20 protein-coding genes are annotated in these 21,572 nt (G+C 54.8%); 15 read left to right on the top strand and 5 right to left on the bottom strand.

The features are described from left to right. Positions 1 to 15: 15 nt before the first annotated feature. On the bottom strand, positions 16 to 1,176 hold the full coding sequence (locus HOV93_RS17190) for an ISAs1 family transposase (protein WP_207397747.1): 1,161 nt from the start codon (positions 1,174 to 1,176) through the stop codon (positions 16 to 18). Positions 1,177 to 1,322: 146 nt separating this feature from the next. On the opposite strand from HOV93_RS17190, the gene HOV93_RS17185 reads away from it, so the two are divergent. The 5 genes from HOV93_RS17185 to HOV93_RS17165 all read left to right on the top strand — a co-directional run bounded on the left by HOV93_RS17185 (position 1,323) and on the right by HOV93_RS17165 (position 6,383). Next, complete coding sequence (locus HOV93_RS17185) at positions 1,323 to 1,985, top strand: hypothetical protein (protein ID WP_207397746.1); 663 nt, start codon at positions 1,323 to 1,325, stop codon at positions 1,983 to 1,985. A gap of 68 nt (positions 1,986 to 2,053) precedes the next feature. Continuing rightward, positions 2,054 to 2,680, top strand: coding sequence for a hypothetical protein (locus tag HOV93_RS17180; RefSeq protein WP_207397745.1), 627 nt, complete (start codon positions 2,054 to 2,056; stop codon positions 2,678 to 2,680). Between the two features lie 133 nt (positions 2,681 to 2,813). Continuing rightward, the gene (locus HOV93_RS17175) at positions 2,814 to 3,563 is read left to right on the top strand and encodes a sensor histidine kinase (protein WP_207397744.1); all 750 of its coding nucleotides are present in this window, start codon (positions 2,814 to 2,816) and stop codon (positions 3,561 to 3,563) included. 3 nt (positions 3,564 to 3,566) lie between these two features. Next, positions 3,567 to 5,228 carry a Na+/H+ antiporter NhaC family protein gene (locus tag HOV93_RS17170; RefSeq protein ID WP_207397743.1) on the top strand — a complete coding sequence of 554 codons (1,662 nt, stop codon included), beginning with the start codon at positions 3,567 to 3,569 and terminating at the stop codon, positions 5,226 to 5,228. 297 nt (positions 5,229 to 5,525) lie between these two features. Then, positions 5,526 to 6,383, top strand: a complete 858-nt coding sequence (locus tag HOV93_RS17165; protein WP_207397742.1) for a hypothetical protein — start codon at positions 5,526 to 5,528, stop codon at positions 6,381 to 6,383. 98 nt (positions 6,384 to 6,481) lie between these two features. On the opposite strand, the gene HOV93_RS17160 is transcribed toward HOV93_RS17165, so the two are convergent. After that, positions 6,482 to 7,510, bottom strand: coding sequence for a dihydrodipicolinate synthase family protein (locus HOV93_RS17160; protein ID WP_207397741.1), 1,029 nt, complete (start codon positions 7,508 to 7,510; stop codon positions 6,482 to 6,484). 151 nt (positions 7,511 to 7,661) lie between these two features. Here HOV93_RS17160 and HOV93_RS26465 point away from each other — a divergent pair, with 151 nt between their 5' ends. The 7 genes from HOV93_RS26465 (at position 7,662) to scpB (ending at position 16,611) form a co-directional block, all read left to right on the top strand. Next, the gene (locus HOV93_RS26465; protein WP_207397740.1) at positions 7,662 to 9,833 is read left to right on the top strand and encodes a glycosyltransferase family 39 protein; all 2,172 of its coding nucleotides are present in this window, start codon (positions 7,662 to 7,664) and stop codon (positions 9,831 to 9,833) included. Between the two features lie 86 nt (positions 9,834 to 9,919). Continuing rightward, positions 9,920 to 12,031 carry a terpene cyclase/mutase family protein gene (locus HOV93_RS17150; protein ID WP_235990537.1) on the top strand — a complete coding sequence of 704 codons (2,112 nt, stop codon included), beginning with the start codon at positions 9,920 to 9,922 and terminating at the stop codon, positions 12,029 to 12,031. Beyond that, positions 12,028 to 13,149, top strand: a complete 1,122-nt coding sequence (gene hpnH / locus HOV93_RS17145; RefSeq protein WP_207397739.1) for an adenosyl-hopene transferase HpnH — start codon at positions 12,028 to 12,030, stop codon at positions 13,147 to 13,149. Before HOV93_RS17150 ends, hpnH begins: the two co-directional genes overlap by 4 nt. 282 nt (positions 13,150 to 13,431) lie before the next feature. Then, positions 13,432 to 14,493, top strand: coding sequence for a DNA/RNA non-specific endonuclease (locus HOV93_RS17140; RefSeq protein WP_207397738.1), 1,062 nt, complete (start codon positions 13,432 to 13,434; stop codon positions 14,491 to 14,493). Positions 14,494 to 14,602: 109 nt separating this feature from the next. Next, positions 14,603 to 15,043: a hypothetical protein gene (locus tag HOV93_RS25920; RefSeq protein ID WP_235990535.1), complete on the top strand. Its 441-nt coding sequence runs from the start codon at positions 14,603 to 14,605 to the stop codon at positions 15,041 to 15,043. Between the two features lie 3 nt (positions 15,044 to 15,046). After that, on the top strand, positions 15,047 to 15,286 hold the full coding sequence (locus HOV93_RS25915; RefSeq protein ID WP_235990533.1) for a DUF2314 domain-containing protein: 240 nt from the start codon (positions 15,047 to 15,049) through the stop codon (positions 15,284 to 15,286). Positions 15,287 to 15,654: 368 nt separating this feature from the next. Next, the gene (scpB, locus tag HOV93_RS17130) at positions 15,655 to 16,611 is read left to right on the top strand and encodes an SMC-Scp complex subunit ScpB (RefSeq protein ID WP_207397737.1); all 957 of its coding nucleotides are present in this window, start codon (positions 15,655 to 15,657) and stop codon (positions 16,609 to 16,611) included. 92 nt (positions 16,612 to 16,703) lie between these two features. Here scpB and HOV93_RS17125 read toward each other — a convergent pair whose 3' ends face one another. Then, a complete protein-coding gene (locus tag HOV93_RS17125; RefSeq protein WP_207397736.1) occupies positions 16,704 to 17,183 on the bottom strand; it encodes a hypothetical protein in 480 nt (159 codons plus the stop codon). Positions 17,184 to 17,421: 238 nt separating this feature from the next. Here HOV93_RS17125 and HOV93_RS17120 point away from each other — a divergent pair, with 238 nt between their 5' ends. Both HOV93_RS17120 and HOV93_RS17115 read left to right on the top strand, forming a co-directional pair. Beyond that, a complete protein-coding gene (locus tag HOV93_RS17120; protein ID WP_207397735.1) occupies positions 17,422 to 17,916 on the top strand; it encodes a hypothetical protein in 495 nt (164 codons plus the stop codon). Next, the gene (locus HOV93_RS17115) at positions 17,916 to 18,341 is read left to right on the top strand and encodes a hypothetical protein (protein WP_207397734.1); all 426 of its coding nucleotides are present in this window, start codon (positions 17,916 to 17,918) and stop codon (positions 18,339 to 18,341) included. Before HOV93_RS17120 ends, HOV93_RS17115 begins: the two co-directional genes overlap by 1 nt. 57 nt (positions 18,342 to 18,398) lie before the next feature. Here the strand turns inward: HOV93_RS17115 and HOV93_RS17110 are convergent, their stop codons facing one another. Beyond that, positions 18,399 to 20,162 (bottom strand): DEAD/DEAH box helicase, encoded by a 1,764-nt coding sequence (locus HOV93_RS17110; RefSeq protein WP_207397733.1) that lies wholly within the window; start codon positions 20,160 to 20,162, stop codon positions 18,399 to 18,401. Between the two features lie 53 nt (positions 20,163 to 20,215). Beyond that, positions 20,216 to 20,794, bottom strand: coding sequence for a hypothetical protein (locus HOV93_RS17105; protein WP_207397732.1), 579 nt, complete (start codon positions 20,792 to 20,794; stop codon positions 20,216 to 20,218). A gap of 181 nt (positions 20,795 to 20,975) precedes the next feature. Between HOV93_RS17105 and HOV93_RS17100 the strand changes: the two genes are divergently transcribed. Beyond that, positions 20,976 to 21,488, top strand: a complete 513-nt coding sequence (locus tag HOV93_RS17100; RefSeq protein ID WP_235990530.1) for a hypothetical protein — start codon at positions 20,976 to 20,978, stop codon at positions 21,486 to 21,488. Positions 21,489 to 21,572 lie beyond the last annotated feature (84 nt).

Here is a 21,572-nt window from a genome sequence, read left to right as displayed (position 1 = left end):
CACGGCTAACGCATACTAAGTCGTTGGCAGGCCTATGATTTCCGCTAGGAAGTTCACGTTCCAGCCTGCCATACGCCGCCGCATCACGATGCTTTCCTTGCTTTTCTGCTGTTTGATCAAGCTGATCGCCATGCGTTTGAGCCACGCCAGGTTCTCTGCCGCAAAGCGATTTCTGACTCGGCTGTCGTCTTCTCGGAACGTGACATCAAGCGACCAGTGCAACGTGTTTTCGATGCCCCAGTGGCCGCGAACCGCCGAGGCGAATTGCTTCACGCCCAGTCTTAGTGAACTTATATAGTATCTAACATCGCTCGTATGACGGCCGTTTTCTTCGCTCATCCGAATCGCCACGCCGATCGTCCGCGCGCCTGGCCAGCGATCGCGATCAGGCAACTGCTTCGGCCAACTCATCTGATAATAGACCAGCTTGTCGATTCGCCCATGCCCCTTTGATTCCTCTTCGTGCTTCTGCGATTTCACATGGGCGAAATCATTTTCCATGTGCGTCACGATGTAGTCACGCACGTGGTTGTGAAGCGTCTCCTGGTTCCCTTTAAGGGCCAGGACGAAGTCTCCTTCGCCGTCGATGATCTTCGCGGCGACCTCGCGCTGACAGCCTGCCGCGTCGAGCGTGACGATTGCTTTACGGACGTTGATTTGTTCGATGAACTCGGGAAACACGGCGATTTCGTTCGACTTGTCCCCAGCCGCCATTTGCCCCAAGCTGATGCCGCTACGCACCGCCCAGGCACTCACCAGGCAGAGGGGCCCGATCCCTCGTTTGCGATCGTGCGAACGCCGCAGCACCTTGCCGTCGATGGCGATCAGTTCGCGGGCATCGTCTTGCGTCGTCGCCTTCTCACGCATCGCCAACAGCCACTGGTCGAAGCATTGTTGAAAGGCATCCGGCTTGAGCAGCGCAAGCAGGCGGCCGATCGTATCGTGCGAAGGAATGCCTGCGGGCAATTCCAACCGCTTCTTCAGCCAGTCGGCATGAGCATTAGCCCACACGGCAATCGATCGCGGCCCATCTGCCCCAGCGATCACTGCCAACACGCAAATGACGAGCAAGTCGCCTAGTAAATGCTTGCGGTTAATATGGCAACGCGGATCGTCCAGTTCTTGAAAGTAGTCGAGAATCGAAACGACATCATCCTGATCAATCTGGCGAGCCATCAACTCTTCCCTGCGGCGCGAGACACGGATTTGGAAAAGCGTTATCATCGCAGAAAGAGATTGGACGCGCTACCGCAGATTACCTAAAGTGCGCGCTGGCCGTGCCTCTCGACCGTTCCGGTTAACCCTGCCCCGTGGGTCTTGTCATGCTAATCTTCATGCGCATCGTTCGCACCTTCTTGATGACGGCCAGCGTCTGCTTCCTCCTATTTGGAGCCATTGATTTGGCGAAGTGGTCTCAGGCATCCACAGCCCCGGAGGCACTCACGCTCCAACAATGGGGAGATACGCACGGCACGACCAACACGCATTTGAAGATCTCGGAGTTCAAGTTTTCACAACAATTCTTAGAGAGCAAGAACTCTCGAGACGACGAAACCCTTATTTACGTTCCGCTCATGCTTCCCAACGGACATTGGCCGGATCGAAAATTACTGATCCGTAAGGTCTCTCACCCGGATAATCCCGATCAATGGCAAAGCGTTTATGATCTGACAGAGATCGAAGGGGTCATCTTTCCCATGATTATGGATTCTGAGTCGGAGAGAAAGCTAAACCGAGAGGTGAGGCGCATCACGGGTTCAAGTCGTCGAGGGAATGTATTTGTATTTTCTGTCGGTGGCACGCCTCCTTCGCCGTACGTCTTCGTACCAACGATCATCCTTAGCGTAATAGTTGGTGTCGTCTGCGGTATATTCGAAATCCCTATCTGGTGGAACGATTGGTCCAAGATGGTTGCCAAGCAGAAGGAAGAATACCAGCAACGCAAACAAGCCGAAGAGAAAGCCAAAGAGACGTTTGAAATCTAAGGGCTCCTCTCGTCTTATGTTTCATCTAGGCGTTCGCTCAACGATCTATCTCATAAGATTCTAAACCCATGAAGCTCAACCAAGTCTTCGCCTTATTCCTGGTCTTTTGTGGCCTAGTCGCGCTATATATGGGTGGTTTTGAGTTGCCATTGTGGCTCAACGGAAACGCAACCCCCAGCGTCGTCACGTTGGAAGAGTTAGGATCGAGCGCCACGCCGTCAAACGTACATGTCACAATCACCGACTTCGAGTTTTCTTCATTGTATGTGGTGGAAACGTCAGGCCGCGACAGAGATGATCCCAAACGAGCCTGGCTCCCTTTAAACTTGCAGGGCTCAACCCAGTTTTCACCAGAGCCTCTCTACCCAGTTATTGTGCTGGTCGATGACATCAAGGCCCCCACTGCACGCCTGCAAGACGTGACCTCCCGGACGCAGTTGACGGGGATTATCACCAGCGGTGTAACCGGAATCAGGGAAGAAGCCAAGAACAAGTTGCTCAAAGCAACAAAGCAGAACAATTTAAGCGAGGCAATTGTGCTTGAAATTGATCGCCCATTCCCCGAATTGAAGACCATTGTATTAACGTTCCTGATGGCCATCGCATTTTTTGGTGTCGCGGCCCACGCTGCCTATTCCCCAGAGACACCGACGGAAGAATCTCCCGAGGAGATCGACGAAACGTTCTCCCCTTAATCTAATCTAATAGGCGCTTCCCCAATCCGAATCAACTGGCCCCTATGGAACAGCGGCGTAGGAAAACCCGCGGAATTGATTAAGATAGGTACTTCTTTCAACTCCTATCGTTTCCTAACGAATTTCCCGTCACATGACTTCCCACAAAACGGAATCCACTTCGACAGACCGCTCACCCCCGAGCCGTCAGCTGCGCGACGAGAAACTGAAAAGCCTGAAACGCCTGGCCTACGGCGCCAGTCACGAGATCAACAATCCACTGGCCAACGTCGCCAGCCGGGCCCAGGCCCTGCTAGTTGGTGAGACCGATCCTGATCGTCGGCATGAACTGGCCACCATTTATGCCCAAGCAATGCGTGGGCACGAGATGATCGCCGACCTGATGCTTTTCGCGCGACCACCGCAGCCTCAGCTGGGCGAATGCACCTTGAGCGAGATTGCCTCCGAGGCGGTTGAGCAAATGTTTCCGCTGGCGAAAATGCAAGAGACCGAACTCAATCTGATTGCGGCCGAGCAAGATATTCGCCTGACAGCCGATGCCAACTTACTCACGCTGGCAACTTGTGCGCTAGTTCGCAATGCGTTGGAAGCTATTAAGAGCGGCGGGAAAATCGAAGTCACGTTAGCAACCGATCACGACGTCGCAACCATCGCGGTGCAAGACGATGGTCCTGGTATCTTAGATGAGCACACGGCGATCGTTTTCGATCCGTTTCATAGCGGGCGTGAAGCAGGCCGAGGCCTGGGCTTTGGCTTAACCAAATGCTGGACAATCGCCCAGGCCCACGGGGGCGATACCTACGTCGATACAGCATACGGCCCCGGCGCAAGGATCGTCTTGGAAATTCCCTTATCGCCAAAAACCAAACTCGAGAGCGAGTAACGGATGGATCCGCACCCTTTCGGATGGTTGAGCCTCGTTCCTCCATTGGTTGCGATTACCCTGGCGATACTAACGCGACGCACGCTTGTTTCCTTGCTTTTTGGCATCGTCGTGGGGGCCATTATCCTACATAACGGCAATCCAATCACGGGGCTATGGTCAGCCTGTGCCGATTATCTCTGGGTGAAAGCCACCGACTGGGATAAAGTCCAAGTCTATCTCTTTACGCTTTTGACTGGCGGGATGATTGGTGTCGTTTCCGCTTCCGGCGGGATGCGAGGGCTGGTGAACCTGATCGTTCGTTTCGCCAATACCCGGGTCAAAGGTCAAGTCACCGGTTGGCTGATGGGGCTGGCAATCTTCTTTGACGATTACGCCAACATGCTGCTCTTAGGCGGAACGCTGAAAGAAGTCACCGACCGATTGAAAATCTCGCGTGAGAAACTCGCTTATATGGTCGACTCGACCGCTGCGCCGGTCGCAGGTCTGGCCCTGATTTCAACGTGGGTCGCGACGGAGATCAGCTTTATCGAAGAAGGAATCAACCAGATCTCAGGCAGCGAAAAACCGGATGCCTTTCTCCTGTTTGTGCAGAGCATTCCGTACCGTTTCTACTCGTGGTGGGCGTTGCTATTAGTTCCCCTGGTCGCCGTATCCCGGCGAGACTTCGGTCCCATGTTGAAAGCCGAAGTGACTATGCTTAGCCAGGGACCGACGAAGGATGTGAAATCAGAAAGCGAGGAAACTCTCCCGGAAAGCTCGAGCTGGCTCAACGCGGCGATCCCAGTAGGCACCATGTTGGCTGGCGTGATGGCGATCTTGTATTGGACCGGTTACCAGGCCGTCACCCGCGAAAGCATAGAACCGTCCCTCCTGCAAATCATCGGCCAGGGCAACTCTTATCAGGCACTGCTGTACGGTTCGGCAGCGAGCTTGGTCGTGGCGATCTTGCTCATTGCACCTCAGCGATTACTGTCTGCGGGGCAATTTGGCAGGGCGATCTTGAAAGGGTTCCATGCGATGCTGCCGGCCCTGCTCATCTTGTGGTTGGCGGCATCTTTAGCCGCTCAAACCGAGCCCCCTTCCATTGACGAAGAAACGGGACAGATGACCCTCAATGGCCTGAACACGGCAGGCTATTTGAAGCAGCTTCTGGAAACGAGTTTACCGATTGAGATGCTTCCCACGACCGTCTTTATTTTGGCGGCCGCCGTGGCATTTTCAACCGGCACGAGCTGGGGCACGATGGGCATTCTGGTGCCCCTTTCCGTCTCCCTTTCTGCCAGTATGTTGACCGGTGGCGGAGAAAATCTCGACGTGGCTGACCCAGTCCTATTGTCGGTTGTCGGAAGCGTGCTGGCCGGGGCGATCTTCGGCGATCATTGCTCCCCCATTTCCGACACCACGATACTGTCGTCGCAAAGTTGTGGCTGCAATCATATGGCCCATGTTCGCACACAAATGCCGTACGCGATTATGGGAGCAGTGCTGTCGGTGATCTTGGGAACCGTTCCTGTCTCGTACGGAGTGCCGGTTTACGTGTGTCACATTCTGGGTGTCGGGGCGATGATAGGTACGCTTTTCCTATTGGGTAAAAACCCGGAAAAGCTCGCCGCGGAAATTGAAAGCGAATCGCAGTCACACGTGGACGGCAGGCAACCATAAAGTGAGTTGCCGGCCATCAATCACTCGGTACAACCTGCGAAACGCGTTGTAACACTTACAACATTGCCTCGCGGGCGAAGAGTGGCCGTTCGCTGGCACTTCATTCTTTGCGTTGCTTTTCTGCCACTGAAGACTGTTAGCAACCATTTTCGTATGCTTGACTTGCGCGGTCCTGCTGGCAATGACGGCTAGGGTTGCTATCAGGGCCTACCGGCGAAATATTTGCCTTCTCGGCATAGCGGTTGCATGATGTAAGAGCGTTCCCCGAATGACCCTGTGAGAAGAAAAGAGGTTCCCATGTTCAGGAAGACCACGCTTGCCGCCTGCGTTATGTTTGCGGCCCCTGCTCTGCTTTATGCCCAGGACGAACCGACATGGAAATGGGTCGACGCAACCTACAACGAAGATCGCCCGATGACTCGCATGGCAGCCCCGGGCGACCTCAATGACCCAGCGGCGATCGAGCTTTCGTCCGCCAATGGAACTGCCGATCGCTCGGCGAGTGTCCAGCGTGCTACCGCGATCACGCCGATCAACCAGCAACCTGCGCCAGCCTATCAAGAGGTAGTCGAGCAAGACACTGTTCTGCGAACCTACGCCGGACAACCAACCCAGTCGCCTTCGCGGACGATAGTCGAAAGCCAGTCGGAAGAGACGATCGTGCAGTATTCCGGCCAACCGCAATACTCCAGCCAACCACGGACTGTGATTTACGACAACCCACAACCGATCCAGCAGCAGGAAGTTCGTCGCGTTGAGTATCCCGCTTACCAGACGCAAACTTCTTACTACGTTGAACCGGTAAATCCTAACCCATGGCACTCGATCAACAACGGCGTGCAACGAGTTCAATACACGGCCCCAGCAGCCTATTCAGCTCCTGTGACTACGATGGGCAATCCGGTTGTGGTTAATCGCCCCGTCACGACAATCGCATACAACAACCCACCGGTTGTTCAGGCCCCAGTAGTTACCGGCACGGTCCCGGTTCCCAACGCCACCGTGTACCCGGTCGATCGCACGTCGTTCCGCCCCGTACTGCCGATCATTCCGATGAGCAACAATTCGTACGTCGGCCGCGGCCTACTTGGCCAGCCGAAGGTTTACACCGAAGGCCAACCAATCCGCAACAGCTTTCGATACATCCTCCCATAACGCCCCAATTCCCAGGAGGGCTAAGGGCGTCTCGATTTCGGGACGCCCTTTTTTTGTAGATACTCTTCAGTTTTCAGCAGGGCCAAGGTGTCCAATCGCTATGTCGCCAGTCCTAGGCGGCGAAGTTCTTCCACGACGCCAGCGACTATGCGTGCCACATCGTCAGGATTGGCCGTCGCTTGACCAGCTGGACAGCCACCGACAGGATCGTTCACAAAGCCTTCGGCCGAGAGTAGGCACTGCAGTTCGTTGCGGAGAATCTCCACTTCCAGTTTCTGGCTGGGTGATTGCGGCTGGCGTCCACTGCCGGGCTTAAAGCCGCGCAGAGCGAGCGCCGCCCGAAAGCCCTCCGGGAACTCGCAGCTCTGGATCATGGCGTCAAACAGCGTCAGCAACCGATATTGCAGATCGCGGGCTTCATCCATTCGCCCCAGCAGTGTCAGGTCGTACAGCCGACGCGTAATTTCTGGCACCACGCCGCTAGTGGCGTTCGTGCCGCCGTCGCATCCGATCAGCAGCATCGGCATCAACGCCGCGTCCCAACCGGTCATAAAGCTGAAGTCAGGCCGCACAGGGCGAACAGCCGAGATCATCCGCATCATGTGCGGCAGGTCTCCGGATGAATCTTTGATCGCTACAACTCGAGGGCACTCTTCGGCCAGTCGGCGGACGGTTGGCACGTCGATCGGCGAGGCGAACATCGGAATGTTGTACAGCGTCACGTCGATGGGCGTGTTGTCGCCGATCTCTTTGAAGTATGCGTAAACAGCCGAGGGGCTCAGTTTGTAGTAAAACGGCGAAACGATCGCCACGGCTCGGCATCCCATCTCGTGGTAGGCTTCGCACGCTTTGAGCGTTTCCTTGACGTTGGCTTCTGCGGCACCAGCGAGAATCGGCACGCGGCCCCGGGTTTGATCGGCGATGATCTCGATAATCCGGCGACGTTCTTCCACGGTGAATCGCAGGAACTCTCCAGTCGAACCGTTGGGATAGAGCCCGTGGACACCCTTTTCGATCAACCAGTCGACGTATCGCCGCAATTCGGCCTCGTGAATATCACCATGCGCATCCAAGGGGACAATATTGGGGGTAAATATTCCAGAAAGTCGCGTTGACGAAGCGGCCATGAATTCTATCCGAGCAGCACGGGGGTTAGGCGAAGTGGTAGGAAACCCGTTAGAATTTACGGGCCTTGCTTGGTGCAGGTAAATACTGATTCAGAAAACTTAGCATAGTCGGCCAGAACGGCCACGTCAGCCCTTCGAAGCTAATCGCCCGGTGTCACGCAAGAAACGCTCTGAACAATCGTCACATGACGCATCCTCCCCCTGGGAAGCTCCGCTCTGCGTGTGGATTTTCGTCGTGGGTGCCGTTGCCTATGCCCTCTGGTATTTTTCGATCCCGATGCCTTGGCCGGCACCCCAGCCGGGGGAAACGGCCTTTTTGCCCACGCGCGGGACGCTTGTTCAGACTGGCCTATTGCTGTTGCCGGAAAGCATCGGCCTGTGGTTTGGTGGCGGTCAGATGCCGCTGGGACTGCTAGACCGTCTGGGGGTGATATTAATCGCGGCAATTATGCTGCTATTCAGCTATGCCCTGGGCGAATTTCTTTTAGTTCGCTTAAAACTGCTCCATTTCTTTGGGCGTGTCGATGGCATTGTCTTGCGGCTGGCGATCGGGCTGACGCTTCTCTCGTGGTCGACGGCCGTGCTGGGCATGTGCGGTCTATTGCATCGACCACTTTCGATCGTCCTTTCTCTGGCCATACTTTTTGTCGCGCTCGGCTCGGCTTGGAAGAAGCAACTCTTCGCACCCCTCAGCGACGTGAAACCAGAAGAAACGACGCCGAAGCATTCGGAAGGTGAATCGTGGTGGTGGCAGCTGGCCGCAGCTCCGCTGTGCCTATTTATTGCTGGCGTTTCGATTTTGCCCCCGTACGAATACGACGTTCTTGAGTATCACCTTCTGGTGCCTAAAGAGTGGCACCAGATCGGACAGATCCGCGTTCTGCCCAACAATATTTACAGCGGAATGCCGATGGGGGCCGAAATGTGGGCCCTATTGCCGATGGTCTTTCTTACCGGCAAACAGGCCTGGCTGACTGGGGCACTGGTCGGCAAGCTGATCATCGGACTGTTTACATTGATGACAGCCGGCCTGCTTTATGGAGCCGGAAAACGCTTGATCGGAGTTTGGGGTGGTCGCGCGGCGGCACTCTCTGCGATTGCGGTCCCTTGGCTGACCTACCAAAGCGGAACCGGGCTTGTCGATGGCGTGTGGGCGTTCTTCACTCTGGCGGCTGCGTACCCCTTTTTGATTATTTTAAATGGCCAACAAAAAGAGGATCACCGCGATGGGTTGGCAATCCTCTCTGGCTTGATGGCCGGAATGGCATTTAGCGTGAAATACCCAGCCTTGCTAATCGTGGTGCTGCCGGTCTTCGCACTGTGGATCTTCGCGGTACGTACCCAGTGGCGACTACTTCTGATGTACACCGTGGCGGTTGCCGTAATCATTTCGCCTTGGCTGATTCGCAACACAATCGATACCGGTAACCCTGTCTTTCCGCTGGCTGGCAATGTTTTTCCCACCGACGTTCGCCCGGAAGACCAAATCGAGCAATGGAATCAGGCCCATCAAGTTCCAACCCATGCAAACGGCAGCCGCTACTCCCTGAGCCAACTCCTGAGCGGCATTCTGACACCCTTGGGGCAAAGCCCTTGGGCCGGGCTGGCTGTGGTTCCCCTGGCAATTTGCGGACTTTTTTACCCGAATCGAAAACTGGTCATTCCATTGGTGATCTTGCTGGCTGCCTGCTGGATAGTGTGGTGGGGGTTTTCGCACCGTCTGGAACGATTTCTTATCCCGGCGATTCCGCTGGGATGCCTGTTGGCCGGTTTCGGAGCCCAAAAGATTGCCTCCTACGTTGCAGGCAGGATAGCCTTGCGAGTGTGGCTGGGGCTGGGTTTAATTGTTGCGTTTATGCTGGTGAATCAAACCCAGTCGATCAAGCTCGATCCGCGCGTCTTCGTTTCGCTCGACGCGCTGGCCAAATCCCATACTTCCGGGGCGGTCACGTATTTAAATGAAAATGTCGCCCCAGGCGATGCTGTCCTGGCAACAGGAGATGCGGCTCTTTTTTACTTGCAGCCTCCTGGCTTCTATCACACCTGCTTCAACGACTCAACGATGCAGCAGATGGTCGACATGACGAAAGAGGAGCGTCTGGCACACTTGGCCGAAGCCAACATCGCATGGATTTATGTCCATTGGGGCGAAATCGATCGGTTCCGTAGCCCAGGCAACTACGGCTTTCCGGACGATGTCACCCGCGATTTGTTTGCACAAATGGAGAGCCAGGGCGTTCTGGAGAGAGCCGACTATCAACTAGGCAATCCAGAGAACCCTACGGTGATTATTTATCGCGTTCTGTCGGTCAGTGGCCCGTAGGTCTGGCTTGCTCCGTTTGGCATTCTGGCATAGGCTGAGGACTTGGACGAACTGATTCTTCCCCCTTAGTCCGCAATGAATTAGCCATGATGGATGGATCCTCCTCACTCGCTCGTGATCGGCGACCCGACGGTGATGCCGGACAGCGCACCGGAAATGCTCCCACGTTGTCAACGGCAATGGAGCGCACCTCGAACTGGCTCCTCTCACAACAAGCCACCGAAGGCTATTGGTGCGCCGAGTTGGAGGGGGACTCGATCCTGCAGAGCGAATACCTGTTGCTCATGGCCTGGGCTGGCCGCGAACGATCGGACATCGCCCAACGGGTCTCAAGGAAGCTTCTCGAGCAGCAGCGCGAAGATGGTACCTGGGCTCAGTATCCTGAAGCGAAGATCGATATCAGTTCGAGCGTCAAAGCGTACTTCGCCCTGAAACTCACCGGACACAAGCCATCGGCCGACTACATGGTCAAGGCGCGGGATGCAATTCTGGAAGCTGGCGGCGCCGACGCCGTGAACAGCTTTACCCGGCTATATCTGGCCCTGCTGGGTCAGATTCCCATGGAAATCTGCCCTGCCATTCCGCCGGAAATGATTTTGCTGCCCAATTGGTTTCCGCTGAATATTTACCGCATGAGCAGTTGGTCGCGCACGATTTTCATTCCTCTCGCGATCTGCTGGGCATTACGCCCCGTCGTCGATCGCTCGGATGAGTGCTCCATCCAAGAGCTGTTCATCAAGCAGCCGAACCAGTGGCCAGAACTTCGCTGCCCGGGGCAGGAAAAAGCCCAAGGGCTGCTTACGTGGGATCGCTTCTTTCGCACGGCAGACCGTGGCCTGAAGCAGATCGAAAAGCTTCGCCTACGACCGCTGCGATCTCGTGCGCTCAAATTGTGTGAAAAGTGGATCCTCGATCGCATGCCCAAAAGTGACGGGCTCGGAGCCATTTTCCCACCAAGCCTCTGGAGCATCGTGGCCTTCAAAGCTCTCGGCTATGACGACGACCATCAGGCAGTTCAATCCTGCTGGAACGAGATCGACAAGCTGATGCTCCACGATGACGAGGCCCAAACGACACGGATTCAACCGTGCAAAAGCCCTGTTTGGGATACAACCATTACGCTACGGGCCATGGCTGCTGCTCGCCACGGGGCCGACGAACCGCGGATGCGTAAAGCGGTCGACTGGATGCTTTCCAAAGAAGTACGCGACCAAGGCGACTGGACCAACAACGTCCGCTGCGAGCCAGGCGGTTGGTACTTTGAATTCAATAACGAGTTTTATCCTGATCTCGACGACACGGCGATGGCCTTGATGGCCCTGCAGGAACAACTGGCCGAGTGCGGCGTTTCGCTGGAAGTGCACCCGGGCCAATCGTGGGAAAACACCACGATCGTCACGACATCGAACAAGGTCTCAGCTGACAACGCTGTCGGTCAGGCTATGCTGCTTGATAAGGTCTCCAGTGCTACCAAACGGGCACTTGCGTGGAGCGCCGAAATGCAGAATCACGATGGTGGCTGGGGAGCGTTCGATAAGAACAACGATGCCGAATTCCTGTGCAAAGTCCCCTTCGCCGATCACAACGCGATGATTGATCCAAGCTGGCCTGACTTGTCGGCTCGCGTGATCGAAGCGTACGGTCTGCTAGGCGTAAATCAAAATAGCCACGGCAAGCTGGGGGACGTCGTCCGCAAAGCAATCACCTACATCCGCGACAATCAGTACGAAGATGGCTCGTGGTTTGGCCGTTGGGGTGTAAACTATGTCTACGGCACTTGGCAGTGTCTGGTCGGGCTGACAGCGGTGGGTATTTCAACCGATGACGAGGCCGTCCAACGCGGGGCTAAATGGCTGATCGACTCCCAGCAGCAGTGCGGCGCTTGGGGCGAAACGTGCGACAGCTATGAGAACCCCAACCTCAAAGGGATTGGCACGCCGACTCCCTCGCAAACGGCCTGGGCGCTGCTTGGCCTGATAGCCGCTGGGCATGAAGATAGCGACGCCGTTCGCAAAGGGATCAACTACCTGCTCTCAACGCAGAAGGAAGACGGCACCTGGGACGAAGAGCCTTTCACGGGCACCGGTTTCCCTCAGGTCTTCTACCTCCGCTACCACTATTACCGCATCTACTTCCCACTGTTGGCGTTGGCCACATGGGCGAAAAAATCGAGCGAAACGAAAGAAGGATCGCGATGAGTGTCCCTATCTCGCAAATGTGGACCGTCGCGTCATACGTTCTCAAGCAAAAGCTGCTTAGGCGTAAACGCTACCCGCTAGTCCTGATGCTGGAACCTCTGTTTCGCTGCAACTTGGCTTGTGCCGGCTGCGGAAAGATTCAATTCCCGGTCGAAATTCTTCGTAAACAGCTCACCCCCGAGCAGTGCTTTCAAGCGATCGACGAATGCGGAGCACCGATCGTCAGCATCCCCGGGGGCGAACCTCTGCTGCACCCGCAAATGCCTGAGATTGTCGAAGGGCTCGTAAAGCGCAAAAAGTACATCTACCTTTGCACCAACGCGCTCAAGCTCGAGAAGTCGCTCTCACAGTTCACGCCGAGCAAGTACCTCACATTCTCGGTCCACATGGACGGCCCTCGCCAGGAGCACGACCACGCCGTTTGCCGCGAAGGGACGTACGACATCGCCGTCAGCGCGATCAAAGCGGCCCTTGAGCAAGGCTTCCGTGTCACGACCAACACCACGCTGTTCGAAGGCGCCCAACCAGAACGGATTCGCGGCTTCTTCGACGAGATGATGCAGCTAGGCGTTGAAGGGATGATGCTTTCGCCTGGGTACAGCTACGAGAAGGCCCCGGACCAGGATCACTTTCTCAAGCGAAATCAAACCTATCGGTTGTTCCGCGAGATTCTTTCAGCCCCCAAGAAAGCCTGGCAATTCAACCAGAGCCCGCTATTTGTAGAGTTTCTCAAGGGGAACTACGACCTCGAGTGCACTCCCTGGGGCAACCCGACCTACAACATCTTCGGCTGGCAGAAGCCTTGTTATCTGGTCGACGAAGGGCACACGCAAACCTTCGCGGAACTGCTCGAAGCGGTCGAGTGGGACAACTATGGCACTCAAAGCGGCAACCCCAAGTGTGCCAACTGCATGGTCCACAGTGGCTACGAGCCTAGCGCCGTAGATGCCACGTTCTCTTCGTTTCGCGGACTAATGGAAACGGCCAAGCGGACGCTGCTGGGACCACCCAAGAAGAATCGCCCAATCGCCGACTTGGATGCAGACAATCGCACTGACGATGCGGAAACGCCGCAGCGACCCGATCGAAAGCCGAATGAATTGCCGGTGCTGCAGTAGGGTTTCGGCATAACTTCGATACCGGGAAAAGCTACTTTATTTTTATCTGCCTTCTTATCAGGGTTCCGAAAAGACAAACCAGGCGTACACACCTATTACCCAGCGTTTAAGGGTAAATCCGGCCACTTCATTCTTTGCAGACTCCCCACACTTCTTGGCAAGAAGAAATTCTCCAGAAATTCACGCAACTTGTCGCAGCTCGAAGCGATAATCCTCGTTAACGTTCAGATAAGTGCGTAATGAGAATCTCACCGCTTGCCGATTTCGCAGGGACCAGACCCGATGGCACCGACTATTTTTACGAAAACGGCAGGGCGATCTGCTGAGGCCGTTCAGTCAGGCACAATGGTACGTCGCGGGACGAACGATCCACGCCCCACTGGGCGCGGTCCCGATCATCCCGATGCCCCGGACCGAGAACTAACGGAATTACGCGATATTGGGCTCGATCTGCTGCAGTTGGCCCTCGATCTGGCAGGCATCGTCGACCCAACACCGGTCTCCGATGGGGCCAGCGCCTTGCTGGCCCTTGGCCGCGGTAACTGGCTCGATGCGCTCATCTCAGGGGCAAGCATGGTCCCGTATGTTGGCGACTTGGCCAAAGCAGGCAAACTTCCCCGCTACCTACGATCGGTCAACAAGGCGATCGATCTGGCCGAGCGTTCCCAGAAAGCGGCCGTTGCACTTATGCCGGGCATTAAGAAGCTGAAAGAAGTGCTCGACCTGATTCCAACCGGGGCCAACACCTATATCGATCAGATGAAACATCGCGTCGATCGGTTCGTGAAATCGGGCGCTGTCGGGCTGAAGCATCTGCCCGATATCAGTGGCCGTTTTAAGTTCAGAAAACGTGAAACGGTCGACAAGATCTATCAGGAAGCATCAGGTCGCCTGGGCGTTCCGGGGACCGTCAAAAAACATCGTAGCCGAAGCGAGCAGCGAAAAATCTCTAGCGGAACCGGTGACGACGCCGGTCACTTGATCGGTGATCGCTTTGGTGCCCCCGGCGATGGCCGCAACCTGACGGCCCAACATCGCTACATGAACCAGAACGGAACCTTCCGAAAGCTGGAAGACGAATGGGCCGAGAAACTTAAAAACGGAACCGGCGTTGAAGTGCACATCACCGATGTGACCCGCAAGGGAGAAGATCGCCCATTCATGCGCAAGGCCGAGTGGACAGAAATCGCCCCCGATGGCTCGGAAACCAAACGCGATCTTGTCTTCATGAATGCCACATCGCCGACCAGCCGCGCCAAACGAGGCACCCCGCCAACGGTCGATTCCCCCCAAAGCGGCAACGTCATCAACTACGATTTCAAAAATCGTCGGCGGTTGGATTGACGGTCCTGTAGGGTCCGTGGCAGCTTAACGTAGAAATGATTTTTTCAAGGAATGAGGTCGATATACTTGGGGCCGGCATACACATACAGGCCTTGTTTGCGGAGCTTTTATGCCTAACAAAGAAGACGACCTGGTACCGGTTTTCGTGCCATCTTTGGCATCGGTTCTCATCGCTGCGGAAGACAAAAAAGGGGAACCTCTGACACCGGACGAAGTCATTCAGATTCGCGACGATGCGGTTTGCATCATGGCGTCCAAAAACGATGCGGCCAAGATGGAAGAAACTCGCTATCGTGACCTCGAACCCGAGAACTGCTGGCATGAGTTCCAGATGCTACGACGGGACATGGGACGCAAACCCAATCTTGATCCCGGGCCAAGATTTAATTCGGTTGCCAGCAGCGATGATCCTGAATATCGGCAGACAATTATAGATGCCCACAACACACTCGATCGGTTTCGGGCGATGTTACCGGAAGATGGAAGCCCCATGCCCGATGCGATGGTCAAGACAACCATTGTAGAAGAAGACAATCTCGCCTTCATGTGATTGATGAATACGTTCTGCGACGGAGATGACTTTATTGCGATGTTCTTTGAAGTCCCTCAGAACTTTACCAAATACACCGAGGGAACTTACGTTCGAATCGCTGCCGAAGATGTTTTGGACTGGATGGTCAACAATGAGGGCAAGTTGTATGGGGGCTTTTCGCTTCGCTATCAACGCAAGCGGAAGCCCGAGAGCGAGCGGGCCTCTTTCGACGAATACATCGGGGTGACGGAGTATGCATAATCAAATTTTAAAAATAGCCTTCTACTAAGGGCGAACTGCCTGCCCCGAAAACCCTACGGGAGTGGTTGTCCCGGTCCCTGGCAGAAACTTTTCCACGGCAACTTTCCGCCAGACTGCTATCACCATTTGACCTTTGCTCGCCTTCGGCTAGAAAGTAGGACTTATTCATTTCCTTTCTGGCAGGGCATCCCCTCTTGCGGCGTCTGAATTTCCATTTTGCGAACCGGCAAACGGCCCGAGATTGGGGGCAAATGGGCGCTTGCGCAAGCAGTTCTGGAAACGCTCGCAAGTTTCTTTCCCTGGTTTACCGAAGAAAACGGCGACAACAGCCGAAAAAGGCCAAAGGTCCGATTGTACGGAACCGTCGGATGCAGCGGTTGGAGGCGATTTTATTCCTTGCCAAGCAACCGCTAACTTCCCGCAAATTGGCCCAGCTTGCCAACTTGGCGGATGGAACCGAAGCCCGTACACTAGTGCGTTCCCTGAATAAGCTTTACGACGCCGCTAACCGAGCATTCCGTGTGGAAGAGCTCGCCGGTGGGTACCAACTGCTAACCCGGGGAAAATTCGCCGACTGGGTTCGGCGAGTCGTTGGCAGCGACGATCCCACACGGTTATCGACGCCAGCGATGGAAACACTAGCGATCATCGCATACCGGCAACCGGTCCTCAGGGCCGATGTCGAAGCGATTCGCGGTGTAAACTGCGGCGAAATTATTCGTCAGTTAATGGATCGGGATTTAGTCCAGATCAAGGGAAGAAGTGAGGAACTGGGAAGACCTTTCCTGTATGCAACCTCGCCTGCGTTCCTGCGATTTTTTGGATTCCGTTCCCTAGAAGATTTGCCCCGTAAAGATGAGTTTCGACGATTCGAAGCCGAGACCGACACGTCTGCGGCCAGTCAGGTTGACGATCAAAAGGAGACATCGGTGACGATCACACTTGCCCCACAAAGCCCTGCCATCGATAACAACGACCTGGTCGCCGGAGGAGCCACTACGGCCCCCTGGACCCCAGATCAGCCGTCGGCCCAAGCGCCTCCGATTGAAGACGAAGAAGACGAACTCTACGAAGACGACGACGGTTTAGACGACGAAATCCCAGACGAAGATACTGACGAGGACGACGACGAAGACGATTTCGACGACGACTGGGACGACGATGATGATGACGACATCGACGACGAAGAAGACGCTGACGAGTCGGATGACGAAGAAAGCGACTGGGAAGAAGTCGAAGACGACGATTGGGAAGACGAAGAAGAAGACGACTTCGATGATGATGACGACGAAGAAGACGACTGGGGCGACGACGAAGAGGAATAAGCCCCCCATCTCGCCGGTTAACTTCGAGACCTGACAAACACTCAGAAAGGGATTCGCAACGCGTGTCCCTTTTTTAATTCCTGTCGATGGCGTTACTCTTCCAAGAATTGAAAATGATAAAAGCCGATCATTTCAATCTTATTTTCCTTGAGTATCTGGCCTGCCGCTTTCACGATTGCCTCTCTTAATTGGGCCAAATCAGGGTCGTTGAGCGTGGGCCGATCGAACTTGCGTACCCGCAATAGAACGTCGTGCCGAAAGCGGCTCTTATGCGACTCTAAGACTTGCTCCAATTCTTGTGACTTATACCGCGGCAGCTTGGCAAATGGATGGAAGTCAATCTGAATGGTGCTGTTAGTTTTGTCGTTGGGAATAGTGCATTCAAATTTCCCGAGGTCGACCTCGACGGGCACCAACGCGTCAGGCATGTCCCTGGCGGCCTGCTCCGGTGGGCGATAAGGCTTGCCGCAGCCCACCAAGAAAACCATAGCCGTCAGCGCAGCAATCCGAACCCAACTGGTTTTCAGCCAAGGGGTTAGCAGGTTTCTAAGTGAATCACTTCGTTGAAGCATGTTCAAACGCTCTGTCGGTAAGAATTGTCCTACTCCAAAGTCTAGGTCGTGATCCAGGCACCGCCTGAAAACACATAAACCATTACAAATGCATGACTTGCAGCATATCCACCAAATAGGTCATGCACATATCGTACGGAAATACGCGAATTCGCCAGAAACCATTCGACGCCTGAGCAGGATGGCCTATCTTTTCGAAAGTGCGCGAAATCTTTTCCTGGTAACGAGTTATGCTTTAATGCAAGCCACGATTCATTGGGCCAAATCGATTGACCAAAAGGGCTGGGTCTTGCTGCTAATCCTACTGGGCAGCTTCGCCATCTACGGGTGCGAGAAGTCAGCATCGGCTGACGAGGAACTTTTATTCTCGCTAGAAAAACGCGACTGGGTCGAGATCGACCTGGGGCACTACACGATCTCGGTGTTAATCGCCGACGATCCGACCCGACTTCCTGACTTCAATACGTACCAGGAAAGCGTTGCGCTGCATTACCAATTGCACTGCCTGGTTGCTAAGGAGCAAGAGCATCGCGTCAGGGCCTACCTTGAAGAGCGAAAAGGCGAGCTATCCGACGAGATCATCCGCACCTGCCGTCATGCCAACTTGATTGACTTGGCCGACCCTGAGCTTCAACTGATTCGCTCGCAGTTGCGAGACTACACCGAAGAGGCGATTGGTCGGAGCGCAATCAAGAGATTTGTTTTCTCGGATGTCACCTTGGAGCGATTTTAATGGCACGCTTTGTTGCAACCACTATCATCACTCTGCTTCTGCTTGCGGGGTGTAGCAGTTCCGAAGTCGACCCGACGGCACAGAACCAGGAGAAACCTGCGATTCCTCCGCAAGAGATCGTCATTGGCGATTACGCTTTTCGCGCCTTCGATCCGACTGCCAACACCCAAACACGTTTTGACTTTTCGTTAGCCGGATTGGTCGAGCCAGACAACCTGGCAGGGCTTCAAGAAGAGCTGAAAAAAAAGAAAATCCGCATACGTGATCGGGTCATGATCGTTTCCCGCGAATCGACCATTGAAGAACTCGAAGACCCCGACCTGGTCATGTTTCGGCGACGCCTTCTTAAAGAAATGAATCGCTTGATCGAGGATGGTCAATTAAACGATATCTACGTTAGCCACTTTCGGGTTAAGACGCGATAACGATCTTGGCTGCCATTGCCTGACGGTTTAGACAGGCAACCGTATTCATCGCGACGACTACGCCGCGAACCGAATCGGCCCTTTGGGACTACGCAGATCGAACAGCCCTAAGATTTCGTCTTTCGAAAAGCCGACCTTCGTTGGCTCCTCGGTTTCGCTGAACAAGGTATTAAACAACTCACGCTTCTCTTCCAGTACCTTGTTAATTCGGTCTTCGATTGTCCCCATGGCCAAGTAGCGGCTGATCGTCACAGCCCCAGCGGCCCCGATGCGGTGAGCCCGGTTGATGGCCTGGTCTTCAATCGCTGGGTTCCACCAACGATCGAACAGGAAGACGTATTCGCAAAACTGCAAGTTCAAACCGACGCTGCCAGCGCCATAGCTCATTAGGATGACATGCTTAGACGGGTCGTGCTTGAACTGATCGATCACCCCTTCCCGCTGTTTGTGTGGAATTTTTCCGTGGTATTCGAGCGGCCCGAATGGTTCGACGTGCTTACGAATCTCTTCAATCGTGCGCGTCCATTGGCTAAACAGAATTGCCTTCTTTCCGCTGGCGGCGACTTCTTCCAAATCGGCTTTCAGCTGATCCATCTTGGCGCTTTCGCCGGTCCGTGGATCGAAGTTGCAGATCTGCTTGAGACGTAGCACCAACTCGAAAACATGCTGAACGGTCAGCTCCTGGCCCATCTCTTCGAGCCGAACGATCCCTTCTTTCTCGGCAAATTCGTACGCCTCTTGCTGGGCAGGCGAAAGCTGAAGTTCGGCATCGCGATATAGCCGCGGCGGCATGTCAGTCATTACCAGGTCTTTGGTACGTCGAATGATATATTCGTTGGCCGTAGAACTCATGGCCTTGATATTCATCCCCTTGGTTAGCAGCCCTGGGGCCAGAAACTCGAAGACACCTACCAAGTCGTCCGTGCTGTTTTCGATGGGCGTACCCGTCAGGGCCCAGCTCCGGGTTCGGGGAATTCCCTTGGCAATCTCAGCCGTAGTGCTGGCAGTGTTCTTGATGCGTTGTGCTTCATCCAACACGACCAGATCGAAATGGAGCCCTCCCTCTTCGCTGACCAGTTCATGGTCACGCATGAGCAGTTCGTAGTTGGCGATCTTTACCGGGGTTTGATTGTCTCGCCACAACCAACTCCGCTTGGCAGAATCCCCTTCGATCACGCTGATCGGGATCTCGGGAGCCCACAAATTGAACTCGCGTTTCCAGTTCGAAACCAACGGCTTGGGGCAAACAAGCAGCACGCTACGCAGTTCCCCTGCGCGGAGCAGCATCCGCATCGTGCTGATCGCCTGCATCGTCTTGCCGAGTCCCATCTCGTCGGCCATGACCGCCGCATGTCGCGGGTAGAGAAAAGCAATGCCCTCGAACTGATAGGGAAACGGCTCGAAGGGAAACTCCATCGCGCCGCTTGATACCAGCGATTCAAGCGAAGGCTGAAGCAAGTAGTACAGCCGATCCTCTAACTTGATCACATCGCCTGGGGGGCGAATATGGGTCACGCGTTTGGCCTTCGGCTTGGATGACGCCTCCTCATCAGCGGCAGGCTCGTCGGATGCCTCCTTCTTGGGAGCAGCCTTCTTCTCAAGCGACCGTAGCCAAGCAGGTGCTTCCGGGAACACAAAACTTTTCACGCCGATCTTAGGACCGCTACAGGTAAGCGAGACCACCTTGGGACGTTCTGGCTTGAATTTCTCAGAGGTGATCTCGATTTGCGGAGCACGGGCCAGCGCGGCAGTCCAGCCGAGCGAAATGACCTCAGTTTTGATGTTGAGATCATGCGAAATGGTTTCGAGGGATTCAGTCAAAGGATTAGCCTAAATTCGATCCAATCTGCGATGAGGAAAGCCGTTAATGCGAGCTACTTTCCTACACCATGCGCTTCTTCGATGGCTTCGCGAATACGCGTGAAGGGCTCGTTCAGGTCCAAGTCGATCCCCTTCTCTTGCCAAGTACTTTCCAGCTTTTCCTGATCGGTTTGGTGTTGAGCGCTAACAGCGACTTCATAGCTACCAAGATGAAATGAGCGGATGTGGGGGGGAGCCACGGCCAGTTGATTGCTATCGCCGTGATTAACGAGGGAAGATTCAACTGCAATCGCTTCTTCCACACAGCTGGGGGGAATCAACGCCACAGGGACGTCCGTATGATCACGAAGTGACAGCACATGTTCGCTGTCAGTGCAAACGGCCAGGGCCGGTGATTTTAACTTTGCCAGCAGCGCCCCACCGATTTGCTCACCGTACAGATAGGACTTGAGCGTGGGACCATACAAAATCTCTTGGGCCCGGTTGGCTTTCACTGGGGCCGTACAGTGGAATTCCAGCGGACGGCCTGCCAGGTTCAAGACCAAGAGTCCACCAAATAAACCGCCAGGGGTATACTCCACCACGGTAAGGAATCCGAGGGTGGGGACGGTTTTCTCGTTCCGATTCGACATTGGCACTCCATCTTGCCCAGTTGCATATCATGACAGCATATCGTGTTGGGGCAGCTTGGGCGCGCAGCCCAACCTTGAGAATCGGTGTTTCCGAAAGGTGGACTTTAACAATCATAATGACGGTTATCCCACCGCTAGCGTTTCTAGCATGAAACGAAATACTCGACAGTGGATGGGCTAGGTGAGTATACTGATTTACTTGACCCACCTGGAGAACAACAAACCGATGCCCCTCGACCCTAAAGACCTTTCCACTCTGTTCACTCACGTCGACGTCTCCTCAAGTCCATCTCCCATGCAGCAAACCATTCACACGGAAGAAACGAATGTCCTGCTCAAACGCATGGTTGAGCTTCAGGAACGCCAGACGCTGCTGATGGAAGAAATGCTCCAACAGCAGGTCCACACGCAGAAACAGCGTACGGCAGAGCTAAACGCGTGGCGTAAGGCCCATCCACAACTGGCAGAGAAATGTCGCCAGGCAGCCGAAGCGCTGAGCAAGGTTCACGCAGACTTCCTTGGCACACTGGCCAGCGAAGTCGATGACTCGGCCGAGGACATGATCGATAGCGAATTCATGCTCAACGAGTTCGTCGATCGCTTCGGCCCCCGCATCGCACACCTGAACGGCGTCCTGCAGATGCTCGCTCAACTAGGGGCCCCGGTTCAGGCCACAAAGACTAACAGCCAATAGAACTTTGCACAAAAAACGCGTGTAAAGCGTCCTGACTCCGTCGAAAAACCTGTTCAAATGCAGGTTTTTTTATTGCGCGAAAAA

Origin of the sequence: Bremerella alba (genome assembly GCF_013618625.1) — a bacterium.
In the GTDB taxonomy this organism is placed as follows: Bacteria; Planctomycetota; Planctomycetia; order Pirellulales; family Pirellulaceae; genus Bremerella; species Bremerella alba.
The sequence above is the reverse complement of the archived record's forward strand: the minus strand, read 5'-3'. Positions and strand labels throughout refer to the sequence as shown.